Consider the following 14,133-nt stretch of genomic DNA (forward strand, 5'->3'; position numbering starts at 1 on the left):
TATCGGGTTAACGGGTTAGAGCGATTCTGGCGCTAGTTTGAATTCACATTTTCGACGCGTCCCGAGCGCGGTGCGTGAGGTGCCGCAGCCGGGCCCGTCTCCTGGGTTTGGGAGGGACGGGATGGCCAAAACCGTCCTGATCGTGGAGGACAATGAGCTCAATATGAAGCTCTTTCGCGATCTGTTGGAAGCGCATGGCTATCAGACTTCGGGCACCAGCAATGGTTTCGAAGCGCTCGATCTTGTCCGCAAGCTGCGCCCCGACCTCATCCTGATGGATATTCAGCTGCCCCAGGTTTCCGGCCTCGAGGTCACGCGCTGGATCAAGGACGATCCCGATCTGCGCACGATTCCGGTGGTCGCGGTCACCGCCTTCGCCATGAAGGGCGACGAAGAACGCATCCGCGAGGGCGGCTGCGAAGCCTATTTGTCCAAGCCGATCTCGGTCGGCAAATTTATTGAGACTGTCCGACGCTTTATCGGATAGGGGAGTTGTGGTGCAATGTCCGCGCGTATCCTCGTCGTCGATGATGTTCCGGCGAACGTCAAGCTGCTGGAAGCACGTCTGTCGGCCGAATATTTCGATGTGCTGACCGCTTCCAACGGGACCGAGGCACTCGAAATCTGTTCACGCGCGGAATGCGACATCATCCTGCTCGACGTCATGATGCCGGACATGGACGGCTTCGAGGTCTGCCGCCGTTTGAAATCGAATCCGGCGACCCATTTCATTCCGGTCGTCATCGTCACCGCGCTCGACAGTCCGGCCGATCGCGTGCGCGGGCTGGAGTCCGGCGCCGATGACTTCCTGACCAAGCCGGTGTCCGACGTCGTGCTGATCGCGCGCGTGCGCTCGCTGACGCGGCTGAAGATGATGACCGACGAGCTGCGGATGCGCGCCATCACCTCGCTCGAGATCGGCATGCAGGCGCCCGAGCGCAGCGCGATCGCCGACAAGGGCACCGGCGGCCGCATCCTGCTGGTCGACGACCGTCCGTCATCCTACGAGAAGCTGGCGCCGATCCTCTCCGCCGAGCACACCGTCGACGTCGAGACCAATCCGTCGGAAGCGCTGTTCCACGCCGCCGAGGGCAATTACGACCTGCTGATCGTGTCGCTCAGTCTCGACAATTTCGACGGTCTGCGGCTGTGCAGCCAGGCCCGCTCGCTGGAGCGGACGCGCCAGGTGCCGATCCTTGCCATTTCCGATGCCGACAATAACGCGCGGCTGATGCGCGGGCTCGAGATCGGCGTCAACGACTATCTGCTGCGCCCGGTCGACAAGAACGAGCTGCTGGCGCGAGCGCGCACCCAGATCCGCCGCCGCCGCTACACCGATCATCTGCGCGACAATGTGCAGAACTCGATCGAGATGGCGATCACGGATGCGCTGACCGGCCTCAATAACCGGCGCTACATGGAGAGCCATCTCGCGACGCTCGCGGAGCAGGCCTCGGTCCGCGGCAAGCCGCTGGCGCTGATGATCCTCGACATCGATTACTTCAAGGCGATCAACGACACCTACGGCCATGATGCCGGCGACGATGTGTTGCGCGAATTCGCCGTCCGCATCCGCAAGTCGATCCGCGGCATCGACCTCGCCTGCCGCTATGGCGGCGAGGAGTTCGTGATCGTGATGCCCGAGACCGATCTGCATGTCGCCGGCATGGTCGCCGAGCGCTTGCGCCGCTCGATCGCCGGCGAGCCGTTTGCCGTCGACAAGGGCGGCAAGCGGATCACCGTCACGATCTCGATCGGGCTCACCACGCTGGAGCGCAAGGGCGAACAGGTCGCCGACGTGCTCAAGCGCGCCGACACCGCGCTCTATCGCGCCAAGCACGATGGCCGCAACCGCGTGGTCTCGGCTGCGGCGTAATCAAGTCTCGCTGCACTATCTTCCGCGCTTCACCGCGTCATAGGCCAGCCGCTTGAACTCGAAAGAGAACGGATGGACGAACGCCATCTGGCGCTGCGCCATCATCACGCCGGCGGTGCCCGTCTTCGGCGAAATCCACCATTGCGTGCCTGCGACGCCGCCCCAGTAGAATTCACCGGCCGCGTCGGGATGATCGATCGGCGAGGGGGTGAGGATCAGGCCGCCGGCAAGCCCATGCGCCTTGCCGGGCTGTTCGCCCATCATCGCGAAGCGGATCCATTGTCCGTCGGGCAATTGGTTGGACATCATCGCAGCGATCGTGTCCGGCTTGAGCAGCGTCGGTCCTCCCGGCAGCAGGCTGCGGATCAGTGCGACCATGTCGGGCAGCGTTGAGACCAGGCCACCGCCTCCATTGAGCCTCGCGACCGGGCGCAGATAGGCGCCGGGGAAGGGCGCATTGTCGGTGCGGGTGAGGCCCGGCTTCATCGGCTCCATGAGATCCGCACCGGCGTAATACGCGACGAGGCGGCCCTGATCCTGTTCGGGAACGACGAAGCCGGTATCGACCATGCCGAGCGGATCAAGGATGCGTGCCTTGATGAACTTGTCGAAGCTCTGTCCGCTGACGACCTCCACGAGCCGTGCGATCACGTCGATCGCGAGCGAGTATTCCCACGACGTACCGGGCTGATAGATCAGCGGCAGGTCGGCCAGCACATCCACCATCTGAGCCAAGGTCGTATTGGGATTGTGGACGCCGCGCTCGTTCAGCGCCTTGAAGATGACGGTGCCGGGATCGAAGAAGCCGTAGCTCAGGCCGGCGCTGTGGCTCAGCAATTGGCGGATCGTGATCGAGCTCCGCGCCGGCTCGGTGTCCTCGATCGAGGTCGCGCCCGGCCGCAGCACTTTCCGGTTTCCGAGTTGCGGGATGTAGGTCTCGATCGGATCGTCGAGCCGGAAGCGGCCGTCCTCGAACAACAGCAGCGCCGCGCACGACGTGATCAGCTTGGTGTTGGAGAACACCCGGAAGATGTGGTCGGTCCGCAGCGGCGTTTGCGCTTCCTTGTCGGCCCATCCGACGCAGCCCGTGTCGGCGATGTCGCGCCCGACCAGAACCGTCCAGGAGATGCCGGACAAGAGATCGTTGTCGATATAGCGCTGCATGGCGGCGCGCGCCGGCGCAAAGTCGTAGCCGGTGGCCGTCACCTTCAGATCTTCCATGGTCGTTCCCCTGTTGTGCCGCAGGCTGTCGCGCGGTCGCTCTCTATCTCGCCGGACGGAATATCCAATTGGGATGCCGTCGCGTGCCGTCGACGCTAACAACCAAACCGGATCTGTGTACGCAACCGGGATTTATCCAGGTCGTTTCTTGTCCGCGGGCGCGGAGGCGCCAACCTTCACGCCGGCATTCGCCAGCAGCACCCTGGCAGCCTCCTTGGCCGCGCGCGCCATGGCCGGATCGTCGCGTACCAGGTCCTGCGCGATCGAACCGTCGACCAGCAGTGTGAGCTGGGTCGCAAGTCCCTCGGCATCGACGACGCCGAGTTGCAGCAGCAGATCGCGAAACCAGACCCGGCGGCTTTCCTTGAAGGCGATCGCGATATTTCGGAACGTGCGGTCTTCGTCATCAGGACCGAGCTCGGCGACCGCGTTGACGAACGGGCAGCCGCGAAAATCCTTCGCCGCAAAGCGCCGCTCCAGCGAATCGAAGGTTGCGAGAATCTGCTCGGCCGGCGGCTTGTCGGAAGGGCGGGACTGCACGAAGCGGCGTTGCAGATAGGCTTCGATGAGCGCGTCCTTCGACGGGAAATGATTGTAGAGCGTGCGCTTGCTGATGCCGATCTCGGCCGCGATGGTGTCGACGCCGATGGCGCGAATACCCTGCAGATAGAACAGTTTGTCGGCGGTCTCGAGGATCCGCTCTTTCATGGTCTGTTTGGGAGGCGGGGAAGCCATGCGCCGGCCGTGATCCTCTTCGCTTGACAGCAGCACCTCTCTATAGACTAATTACACAGGTCTGTGTAACCAAAACATGCGTGAATCGCAGGCCATGGCTATCGTGCCGCGCCGGTATGGGAGAACAAGAACAATGCCCCTGTTGCAGGTCCTGCGTCCCACGCTTCCCATTCTGATCGGTGCTTCCATCATGCTCACGCTGAGCATGGGGCTGCGGCAGAGTCTCGGCATCTTCATGCAGCCGCTCACGCACGACATCGGGATTTCGGTGTCGCATTTCACGCTGGCGCTCGCCGTGCAGAACCTCGCCTGGGGCTTCCTGCAGCCGCTGGCGGGTGCGATGACGGTGCGTTACGGCTTCCGCCCGATCATGGTGGTCGGCGCGCTGGCTTATATCGCCGGCCTCGTGCTGATGACGACGGCGCATGGGCTGGTCAGCATCATGATCGGTGCCGGCGTGCTGATCGGCATCTCGCTTGCCTGCACCGCGAATGCGATCGCCATGTCAGTCGCGGCCCGCGCGGTGCCGGAGACGGTGCGCTCGACCGTGCTCGGTATGGTCTCCGCGGCGGGCTCGCTCGGCGCGCTGCTGTCGGCGCCGCTTGGCCAGATACTCAATGAAGGTTTCGGCTGGCGCGTCGGGCTCGCCGGTTTTGTGATCCTCTCCGTCTTCATGATCCCGGCCGCGCTGTTCGCCGGCCGCGTCGACAAGATCCCGCTGCCGAAGCCTGCAGGCGATGATATCGGCAATGCCACGGCTGCGACCGCGGCGAAGACTGCGTTCGGCAACGCGTCCTTCGTGGTGATGACCTGCGCCTACATGGTCTGCGGCATGCAACTCGTCTTCCTCACCACGCATCTGCCGTCGTATCTGGCGATCTGCGGGCTCGATCCGATGCTGAGCGCGCAGACGCTCGGCATGATCGGCGGCTTCAACGTGCTGGGCTCGCTGTTCTTCGGCTGGGCCGGCCAGCGCTGGAACAAGCTGGCGCTGCTCGGCGGCATCTACATCCTGCGTTCGCTGGCGCTTGCCTGGTACTTCATGCTGCCGGCGACGCCTTCCTCGACGCTGCTGTTCGGTGCCATCATGGGCTTCCTCTGGATGGGCGTCGGTCCGCTGGTCGCGGGCGCGGTGGCTGAGATGTTCGGCTTGCGCTGGCAGGCGATGATCCAGGGACTTGCCTTTATGAGCCACCAGATCGGTAGCTTCCTCGGCGCTTACGGAGGCGGGCTGATCTACGATTCGCTCGGCTCCTACACGATGGCTTGGCGCATCGGCGTCGCGCTCGGTCTTGCCGGCGGCATCATCCAGGTCGCCTTCGCGCTGATCCGGCCGGCGCAGCCGCCGCTGCTCAAGGCGGTCTGACCGCGTCGATCAAAGACATTCGTGAAACGCAAAACGGGGCCGCGAGGGCCCCGTTTGAAACGTCAGAAGCAGGCGATCTTACTTGATCTTGGCTTCCTTGAATTCGACGTGCTTGCGCGCGACCGGATCGTATTTCTTCTTGACCAGCTTGTCGGTCATGGTGCGCGAATTCTTCTTGGCGACGTAATAGAAGCCGGTGTCGGCGGTCGACACGAGCTTAACCTTGATGGTGACCGCTTTGGCCATGTGCAAATCCTCGAAAATGAAGGGGTATCGGGAGCCGGCCAAATCGGCCCGCGTTTGGCCCGGAAACTAGCCACAAACCGTGAGAAGTCAAGGATTTCCGGGCTGAAATCATGCCGATTCGGGCCCGATTACCCCTCGAAGAACTGATTTTTGGGCCGCGGCAGGCCCAGATTCTCGCGCAGGGTCCGCCCTTCGTACTCGGTCCGGAAGATTCCACGCTTCTGCAGTTCCGGCACCACCCGGTCGACGAACTCGAACAGGCCCTGCGGCAGATACGGGAACATGATGTTGAAGCCGTCGCTGCCGCGGCTCACCAGCCATTCCTCCATCTGGTCGGCGATGGTCTGTGGCGTGCCGACGAAGGCGAGCCCGCCATAGCCGCCGACGCGCTGCGCGAGCTGGCGCACGGTGAGCTTGTCGCGCGCGGCGACGTCGACGAGGCGCTGCCGGCCGCTCTTGCTGGCATTGGTTTCCGGGATCGGCGGCAATTGCCCATCGGGATCGAAGCCCGACGCATCGGTGCCGAGGATCACCGACAGCGAGGCGATCGCGCTGTCGTAATGCACGCGGCTGTCGAGCAGCGCGCGCTTCTCCTTGGCTTCCTCGACGCTGTCGCCGACCACCACAAAGGCGCCGGGCAGGATCTTCAGATGCTCGGGATCGCGGCCGATCTTCTCCATGCGGCCCTTGATGTCGGCATAGAGCTTCTGTCCGTCGGCCAGGCTGCCGCCGCCGGTGAAGACGGCTTCCGCGGTCTCGGCCGCCAGCTGCCTGCCGTCATCGGAGGCGCCGGCCTGCACGATCACCGGCCAGCCCTGCACGGGGCGGGCGATGTTCAGCGGGCCGCGGACAGACAGATATTTTCCCTTGTGATTGAGCGTATGCATCTTGTCGGGATCGACGAACAGCCCGGACTCGACATCGCGCACGAAGGCATCGTCGGCGAATGAATCCCAGAGCCCGGTGACCACGTCGTAGAACTCGCGGGCGCGCTTGTAGCGCTCGGCGTGCTCCATGTGATCGTCGAGGCCGAAATTCAGCGCCGCGTCCGGGTTGGACGTGGTGACGATATTCCAGCCGGCCCGGCCGCCGGAGATATGGTCGAGCGAGGCGAAGCGGCGGGCGACATGATAGGGCTCGTCGAAGGTGGTCGAGCCGGTCGCGATCAGGCCGATCCGCTCGGTGACGGCCGCGAGCGCCGACAGCAGCGTGAACGGCTCGAACGAGGTCACGGTGTGGCTGCGCTTCAGCGCATTGATCGGCATGTTCAGCACGGCCAGATGGTCGGCCATGAAGAAGGCGTCAAACTTGCCGGCCTCGAGCTTGCGGATCAGCGTCTTGATGTGGTCGAAGTTGAAATTGGCGTCGGGCCACGCCCCGGGATAGCGCCAGGCGCCGGTGTGGATGCTGATCGGCCGCATGAACGCGCCGAGCTTGAGTTGACGCTTCGCCATTGCCCCGTTCCGTTCTTGATGTCGTTAGCGGAACAGATAGGGAGGCCGGACGGCAACGCCATGAGGGGACTTAAGAAGAATCTTGCAATCTAGGTGACGAGCGGAGGATATTTTCAATCCGGCGCCTTTTGTCATCTTGGAGGGGGCATGGTTTATCCGACAAGGCCGTTGCGGATCGCGGGCTTCCTGGTCGCGATGCTGCTCTGTCTCGGCAACCCCGCGCGGGCGCAAATCGTCGCGATCGGTGCCAGCAACGTCGCGGGCAGGGGCGTCAGCAGTTCGGACGCCTGGCCGGCTCAGCTCGAGGCGATGCTCGCCGCGAAGGGCCGCAATGTTCACGTGACCAATGCAGGGATCTCGGGTGACACCAACGCGGGCATGCTGGCGCGGCTCGATTCCGCTGTCCCCGAAGGGACCAAGATCGTGCTCCTCGACCGCTTCGGAGGTGGCTGGAATGCGAGGCGACGCGGGCAGGGAGACCAGAATGCCGACCTGGCGGCGATCGAAGCGCGGCTACGCAGCCGGCACATCCGCGTGATCCCGATGTGGTGGAATGCGGTCCTGCGCAATTATCTGCAGCCGGACCACATTCACTTCACAGTGGAGGGACACAAGGTGGTCGCAGCGCACATGCTGCCCGTGGTGATGAGCGCGGTGCGCTGACCTGGACAGTGCCCTTGTGTTGTGGCGTTCACGCGCCCAGCACGTCCTTCTGCATCTTGCCGCCGTAGAAGTGGAAGAATGGCACCGGCGCGTCGTGGCGGAGCGGGCCGGTGGCGAGACGGCGGTCGAGCTCGGCGAGCACGTTCTTGGTCATGGCATGCGCATCCGCGAGCGGCTCGGAGCCGATCTCGACCCAGACCAGTTCGACCAGCTCGGCATCGGCATGCACCACGCCTTCGACACGATGCGCGATGGTCGAGGCATCTGCGGTGAAGAAGCGGGTGTCGAAGCGGCGAACGCGGCCGGGCGGAGTGATCGCGCGCGCGATCAGGAAAAGGCCGGACGGATCGGGCAGGAGACCTGCATCGGCGAACGGCGCCCAGGGGCCGTCGAGCTTTGCTGCCTTCTCCACCTTGCGGCCGAGGCAGAGTCCCGTTTCCTCGCAGGCTTCGCGGATCGCCGCATTGGCGAGCGCGCGCGCGCGGCCGGGTGTGATCTTCGGGCTGCCCTTGAGCAGATTGGCTTCGAGCTCCGGTGTGATCGAGGCGGCGACCGGCACGCGGTTGTCGGCCTTGTCAACACGGCCGCCGGGGAAGACGAATTTGCCCGGCATGAACACGACCTTGTCGTGGCGCTTGCCGACCAGCACTTTTGGTTTGGCGCCGGAACGATCGATCAGGATCAGCGTCGCCGCATCCTTCGGCCGGAAATAGGCGTGATGATCGGCTTCTTTCTCGCCCTGGTGGACGACGGCGGCAGGTGCGGCAGCTTCAGTCATTTCATCCCTCATTTCTTCTTATCGTCCGGTTTAGCTAGACCGGCGGGATGTCGCTAGGGGGATTCTCGTCAAAGCCATGCATGCGCAGGGCCCATTGCAAGCCGATCACGGCTCCCTTCACCGGCTGCAACAGTGCCAGCGATGCAAACAGCGTGAGGGGCAGATAGATCGCAAGTTGCAGCCACACCGGCGGCGAATAATTGGTCTCGATCCATAGCGCGGTCGGTACCACGATATGGCCGACGATGACGATGACGAGATAAGCGGGCAGATCGTCGGCGCGATGCGGCGTGAAATCGAGATCGCAGACTGGGCAATGGCCGTCGCATTTCAGAAACTTGCGGAACAGTTTGCCATTTCCGCAGCGCGGACAACGGCCGCGGAACCCGCGTTTCATCGCGCTCCACACGTCGCGCTTTTCGGGCTCGGCCGCATCGCGAGTCCAGACCACCGTCGGCGGTGTCACGTCCATGATTTGCCACGCTTCGATTTGCCGGACTTCGGCTTCACCGGCTTGCGGTCCTTCTTGTTGCGTGCCTTGCGCTCTTTGTGCGCCTTCTTGCCCGATCCCTTCGGGCCCTTGCTGTTTCCCTTGCCAAATCCCACGGCGCGGCGCTCGGCTCTTTTGCCGTCGCGTTTTCTGTCGCGCGGAATGGCCTGGCCGTCGGACAATAGCTCAAACCGCAGTGCGCCCGCCACCGGTGCGGCCTCGACCAGCCGCACGTCGACGACGTCGCCGAGCCGATACATCGTGCCGCTGCGGGTGCCGATCAGCGCATGGCGGGTCTCGTCGTAGTTGAAATATTCGCTGCCGATGGTGCGGATCGGGATCAGGCCGTCGGCGCCGGTGTCGTCGAGCTTCACGAACAAGCCGGCCCGCGTCACGCCGGAGATGCGGCCCTGGAACGAAGCGCCGACCTTGTCGGCGAGGAAATGCGCGATCAGCCGGTCGGTGGTCTCGCGCTCCGCCTTCATCGCGCGGCGCTCGGTGACGGAAATCTGCGCGGCGATTTCGGCCAGCGTCTCCACGCTCTCATCGGTCGGCAAGGCGCCTTCGCCGAGGCCGAGCGCGCGGATCAGCGCGCGATGCACGATCAGATCGGCATAGCGGCGGATCGGCGAGGTGAAATGCGCATAGCGGCGCAGGTTCAAGCCGAAATGGCCGTAGTTCTCGGCGGAGTATTCGGCCTGCGCCTGCGAACGCAGCACCACCTCGTTGACCAGCGGCTCGTAGTCCTCGCCGGCGACCTGCGCCAGCACGCGGTTGAATTGCGCGGGACGCAGCGCGCCCTGCTTGGTGAAGGGCAAATCGAGCGTCTTCAGGAATTCCTGGAGGTTGTGCACCTTCTCCTGGCTCGGCTCGTCGTGCACGCGGTAGATCAGCGGCAGCGCCTTCTTCTCCAGCATCTCGGCCGCGGCGACGTTGGCGAGGATCATGAATTCCTCGATCAGCCGGTGCGCATCGAGCCGTTGCGGCACGATCACGCGGTCGACCGTGCCGTCGGGTTTCAGCAGGATCTTGCGCTCGGGCAGATCGAGATCAAGCGGATCGCGCTCGTTGCGTGCGAGCTTGACCAGCTCATAGGCGGCCCACAGCGGCTTCAGGATCGGATCGAGCAAGGGGCCTGTCGTGTCGTCCGGCCTGCCATCGATCGCCGCCTGCGCTTGTGCGTAAGCGAGCTTCGCGGCCGAGCGCATCAGCACGCGATGGAACGTGTGCGAGCGTTTGCGGCCGTCGGCGCCGATCACCATCCGAACCGCGAGCGCGCCGCGCGGCTCGCCCGGCACCAGCGAGCAGAGATTGTTGGAGATCCGCTCGGGCAGCATCGGCACCACACGATCGGGGAAATAGACCGAGTTGCCACGTTGGAGCGCGTCGCGATCGAGCGCCGAGCCGGGCCGCACGTAATAGGCGACGTCGGCGATCGCGACATGGACGATGAAGCCGCCCTTGTTGTTCGGATCGGTGTCGACTTCCGCATGCACGGCGTCGTCGTGGTCCTTTGCATCGGGCGGATCGATGGTCACGAGCGGCACGTCGCGCCAGTCGTCGCGACCCTGCAACGTCGCGGGTTTTGCCTCTTCGGCCTCGCGCAGCGCAGAAGACGAAAACACCTGCGGGATGTCGTGGGTGTTGATCGCGATCAGGCTGATCGCCTTTTCGCTCGCGATCGAGCCCAACCGCTCCTTGACGCGGGCGGAGGCGAGCCCAAAGCTGCGGGTACGGATCAGGTCGACGCTGATCAGGTCGCCGTCCTCGGCGCCGCCGGTATCTGGCTTGGCGATGTTGAGCTCGCGGCCGGCTTGCTTCTTGTCGACCGGGATCAGGCGCCCGCCGCCATCCGGATTGCGGCGGAAGATGCCGAGGATACGGGTGCGGCCGTGATCGATCACCTTGATGACGCGGCCGCGATAGGGCGTACCGTCTTGCTCGTCGGTCACTTCGACCCGCAGCAGCGCGCGATCGCCGACGCCGGCCGTGGTGCCGGGCTTCGGCCGCCGCGGCGTCTCGATACGGATTTTCGGAGCGGTGCCGTTCTCTTCGGTATCCCACTCGGCGGGGGTGGCGATCAACTCGCCGTCGCCGTCACGGCCAGTGATGTCGGCGAGCACGGTCGGCGGTAGTGCCGCCGGCTCGTGGATCTTGCGGCCGCGCTTGGCGACCGTGCCATCGTCGGCGAGCTCGCGGAGGATCCGCTTCAGCTCGATGCGGTCGGCGTTCTTCAGGCCGAACTCGCGTGCGATCTCGCGGGTGCCGACCTTACCTGGATTGGCGCGGATGAAGGCGACGATGGCGTCCCGGCCCGGAAAGCCATGGTCGGGTTTTCGTTTCACTTATCCTCGTGCCTTGCCGGCGCTCTTCTTCGCGGGCGCTTTCGCGGGTGCCGATGATTTTGAAGGCGACGTCTTGGCACCGGAAGCGACCGGCGCGCGCGCCTTGCTGGTCGCATCCGCTTTCGGTTTCGCCGCGGCCTTCTTCGACGCAGCCTTCTTGGCGGGCTTGGCCTCGGCGTCGCCGTCAGCCTTGTCCGACTCGGTCTTGTCCGATTTGGCCTTGGTTGCCTTGGCAGGCTTTGCCGCCTTCTTGGCCTTCTTGCCGCCGCCCTTGGCTGCGCGCTCGTCGATCAGCGCGATCGCTTCCGCGAGCGTGACCTCGTCGGGTGTGCGGTCGCTCGGGATCGTCGCGTTGACGCCGCCGGCCGCGACATAGGCGCCGTAGCGGCCGTTCTTGAGCGCGACCGCGCCGAGCGTCGGGTGATCGCCGAGCGGCTTGCCCGGATCGGCGCCGAAGCGGCGGCCGCTCGGGCCCTTCGCGATCTTCTCCGCAATCAGCGTGACCGCGCGGTTCAGGCCGATGTCGAAGACCTCGTCGCCGGCCTCGAGGCTGGCATAGGTCTTCTCGTGCTTCACGAACGGCCCGAACCGGCCGAGGCCGGCCACGATCGGCTCTCCCGTCTCCGGATGCTTGCCGATCTCGCGCGGCAGCGACAACAGCTTCAGCGCCAGTTCGAGGTCCACATCGCCAGGCGAGGTGCCCTTCGGAATCCCCGCGCGCTTCGGCTTCTCGCCTTCGGCGTAATCCTTCTGCTCGCCGAGCTGGATGTAGGGGCCGAACCGGCCGGCCTTCACGGTGACGTCGAACCCGGTGTCGGGATCGGTGCCGAGCACGCGATCGGCGCTCTCGGCGCTGTCGGCCGCGAGCGGGCGGGTGTAACGGCATTCCGGATAGTTCGAGCAGCCGACGAACGCGCCGAACTTGCCGGCCTTCAGATTGAGCTTGCCGGTGCCACAGGTCGGGCATTGTCTGACGTCGCCGCCATCCGCGCGCGGCGGATAGATGTGCGGGCCGAGCATCTCGTCGAGCGCATCGAGCACCTCGGCGACGCGCAGATCCTTGATGTCGTTGACCGCGCCGATGAAGCCGGTCCAGAAATCCTTCAGCACCTGCTGCCAGGCGATCTCGTTGTTGGAGACGCGGTCGAGCTGCTCCTCGAGATCGGCCGTGAAGTCGTATTCGACATAGCGCGAGAAGAAGTTCTCCAGGAACGCGACCACGACGCGGCCCTTGTCCTCGCCGTGCAGCCGCTTCTTCTCCAGCTTGACGTAGCCGCGGTCCTTCAAGACCTGCAGGATCGAGGCGTAGGTCGAGGGACGGCCGATGCCGAGCTCTTCCATCCGCTTCACCAGCGAGGCTTCCGAGAAGCGCGGCGGCGGCTCGGTGAAATGCTGGGTGACGGCGAGGCTCTGGCGCTTCACGGCCTCGCCCTGGCTCATCGCGGGCAGGCGGCGCGAATCCTCGTCCTCCTCATCGTCGCGGCTTTCCTGGTAGAGCGCGAGGAAGCCGTCGAACTTGATGACCTGGCCGGAGGCGCGCAGCTCCAGCACGCGGGCGCCGGCCTTGGCCTCGATGTCGACGGTGGTGCGCTCGAGCTCGGCCGACTCCATCTGGCTCGCAATGGTGCGCTTCCAGATCAGTTCATAGAGCCGTGCCTGATCGGCATCGAGCCGGCGGCCGATCGTGGCCGGGCGGCGCGACAAATCGGTCGGGCGGATCGCTTCGTGGGCTTCCTGCGCGTTCTTGGCCTTGGCCTGGTACTGGCGCGGCGCGTCCGGCACGTAGGCGTTGCCGTAATCCTCGCCGATCACCTTGCGCGCCTGGGTGATTGCCTCGGGGGCGATCTGCACGCCGTCGGTTCGCATATAGGTGATCAGACCGGTGGTCTCGCCGCCGATGTCGATGCCTTCATACAGCCGCTGCGCGATGCGCATGGTGTGCGCCGGCGCGAAGCCGAGCTTGCGGCTGGCTTCCTGCTGCAGCGTCGAGGTGGTGAAGGGCGCCTGCGGATTGCGACGCGCCGGCTTGGCCTCGACGGTCGCGACCTTGAACAGCGCGGCCTCGATCGCCTTCTTGAGGTCCTCGGCTTCCGCGCCGGAGCCGATGTCGAGCCGCGCGATCTTCTTGCCGTCGGCGCCGACCAGCCGGGCCTCGAAGGCTTCGCCGCGCGGCGTCAGCAGCGTCGCGACCAGCGACCAGTACTCCCTCGGAACGAACTTCTCGATCTCGAGCTCGCGGTCGCAGACCAGCCGCAGCGCGACCGACTGCACACGGCCCGCCGAGCGGGCGCCGGGCAGCTTGCGCCACAGCACGGGGGAGAGCGTGAAGCCGACCAGATAATCCAGCGCGCGGCGCGCCATATAGGCGTCGACCAGCGCGCCGTCGATCTGGCGTGGCGCCTTCATGGCCTCGGAGACGGCCTGCTTGGTGATGGCGTTGAACACCACGCGCTCGACCTTCTGGTCCTTCAGCGCGCGCTTCTCCTTCATCACCTCCAGCACGTGCCAGGAGATCGCCTCGCCCTCGCGATCGGGGTCGGTTGCGAGGATCAGGCGGTCGGCGCCCTTCAGCGCCTTGGCGATGTCGTTGAGCCGGCTCGCGGCCTTGGCATCGACCTCCCAGATCATCTGGAAATTGGCATCCGGATCGACGGAACCATTCTTGGCCGGGAGGTCGCGAACATGGCCGAACGACGCCAGGACCTCGTAGGAGGAGCCCAGATATTTGTTGATCGTCTTGGCCTTGGCCGGCGACTCCACAATGACGATATTCATGTCATTCCAATAGCTTACGGGAAAACTTGAAGGCGGTTTCCGCTAGACTCGCGACCCGCCGTGTCGGGGCGAACATGGGTGCTGGGGCGGTCGGTGTCAAATCGCCAGATATTGAAGGGAGAGTCCAAACTGTGGAATTTCTATCCCAAGGGTTGAAAAATGCGTCCTAGAGTTGCGTCCGGAA

The 14,133-nt window shown here is 64.8% G+C and carries 12 protein-coding genes; 4 read left to right on the top strand and 8 right to left on the bottom strand.

Annotated features, from left to right (window positions below; all coding sequences use genetic code 11):
• The first annotated feature begins 121 nt into the window (after positions 1-121).
• Together JQ616_RS06905 and JQ616_RS06910 are read left to right on the top strand one after the other, a co-directional pair.
• The gene (locus JQ616_RS06905; protein ID WP_016845968.1) at positions 122-487 is read left to right on the top strand and encodes a response regulator; all 366 of its coding nucleotides are present in this window, start codon (positions 122-124) and stop codon (positions 485-487) included.
• A gap of 15 nt (positions 488-502) precedes the next feature.
• Positions 503-1,876, top strand: a complete 1,374-nt coding sequence (locus JQ616_RS06910; protein ID WP_212013276.1) for a PleD family two-component system response regulator — start codon at positions 503-505, stop codon at positions 1,874-1,876.
• Positions 1,877-1,891: 15 nt separating this feature from the next.
• Here JQ616_RS06910 and JQ616_RS06915 read toward each other — a convergent pair whose 3' ends face one another.
• Both JQ616_RS06915 and JQ616_RS06920 read right to left on the bottom strand, forming a co-directional pair.
• Complete coding sequence (locus JQ616_RS06915) at positions 1,892-3,097, bottom strand: serine hydrolase domain-containing protein (protein WP_249136557.1); 1,206 nt, start codon at positions 3,095-3,097, stop codon at positions 1,892-1,894.
• A 132-nt stretch (positions 3,098-3,229) separates the two neighbouring features.
• A complete protein-coding gene (locus JQ616_RS06920; protein WP_212013278.1) occupies positions 3,230-3,832 on the bottom strand; it encodes a TetR/AcrR family transcriptional regulator in 603 nt (200 codons plus the stop codon).
• A gap of 133 nt (positions 3,833-3,965) precedes the next feature.
• Here JQ616_RS06920 and JQ616_RS06925 point away from each other — a divergent pair, with 133 nt between their 5' ends.
• A complete protein-coding gene (locus tag JQ616_RS06925) occupies positions 3,966-5,198 on the top strand; it encodes an MFS transporter (RefSeq protein ID WP_212013280.1) in 1,233 nt (410 codons plus the stop codon).
• Between the two features lie 78 nt (positions 5,199-5,276).
• On the opposite strand, the gene rpmG is transcribed toward JQ616_RS06925, so the two are convergent.
• Positions 5,277-5,444 carry a 50S ribosomal protein L33 gene (gene rpmG / locus JQ616_RS06930; RefSeq protein WP_018271988.1) on the bottom strand — a complete coding sequence of 56 codons (168 nt, stop codon included), beginning with the start codon at positions 5,442-5,444 and terminating at the stop codon, positions 5,277-5,279.
• 128 nt (positions 5,445-5,572) lie between these two features.
• A complete protein-coding gene (locus tag JQ616_RS06935) occupies positions 5,573-6,898 on the bottom strand; it encodes an LLM class flavin-dependent oxidoreductase (protein ID WP_212013281.1) in 1,326 nt (441 codons plus the stop codon).
• A gap of 147 nt (positions 6,899-7,045) precedes the next feature.
• Here JQ616_RS06935 and JQ616_RS06940 point away from each other — a divergent pair, with 147 nt between their 5' ends.
• On the top strand, positions 7,046-7,561 hold the full coding sequence (locus JQ616_RS06940; RefSeq protein WP_249136558.1) for a GDSL-type esterase/lipase family protein: 516 nt from the start codon (positions 7,046-7,048) through the stop codon (positions 7,559-7,561).
• A gap of 28 nt (positions 7,562-7,589) precedes the next feature.
• Here the strand turns inward: JQ616_RS06940 and JQ616_RS06945 are convergent, their stop codons facing one another.
• The 4 genes from JQ616_RS06945 to topA are packed head-to-tail and all read right to left on the bottom strand — an operon-like array spanning position 7,590 to position 13,949.
• Positions 7,590-8,339, bottom strand: a complete 750-nt coding sequence (locus tag JQ616_RS06945; RefSeq protein ID WP_212013282.1) for an NUDIX hydrolase — start codon at positions 8,337-8,339, stop codon at positions 7,590-7,592.
• Between the two features lie 34 nt (positions 8,340-8,373).
• Complete coding sequence (locus JQ616_RS06950; protein WP_212013283.1) at positions 8,374-8,811, bottom strand: DUF983 domain-containing protein; 438 nt, start codon at positions 8,809-8,811, stop codon at positions 8,374-8,376.
• Positions 8,802-11,174 carry a ribonuclease R gene (gene rnr, locus JQ616_RS06955; protein ID WP_212013284.1) on the bottom strand — a complete coding sequence of 791 codons (2,373 nt, stop codon included), beginning with the start codon at positions 11,172-11,174 and terminating at the stop codon, positions 8,802-8,804. Before rnr ends, JQ616_RS06950 begins: the two co-directional genes overlap by 10 nt.
• Positions 11,175-13,949: a type I DNA topoisomerase gene (topA, locus tag JQ616_RS06960; RefSeq protein WP_212013285.1), complete on the bottom strand. Its 2,775-nt coding sequence runs from the start codon at positions 13,947-13,949 to the stop codon at positions 11,175-11,177.
• Between the last annotated feature and the right edge of the window lie 184 nt (positions 13,950-14,133).

The sequence above is a fragment of the Bradyrhizobium tropiciagri genome (assembly GCF_018130545.1).
In the GTDB taxonomy this organism is placed as follows: domain Bacteria; phylum Pseudomonadota; class Alphaproteobacteria; order Rhizobiales; family Xanthobacteraceae; genus Bradyrhizobium; species Bradyrhizobium tropiciagri_A.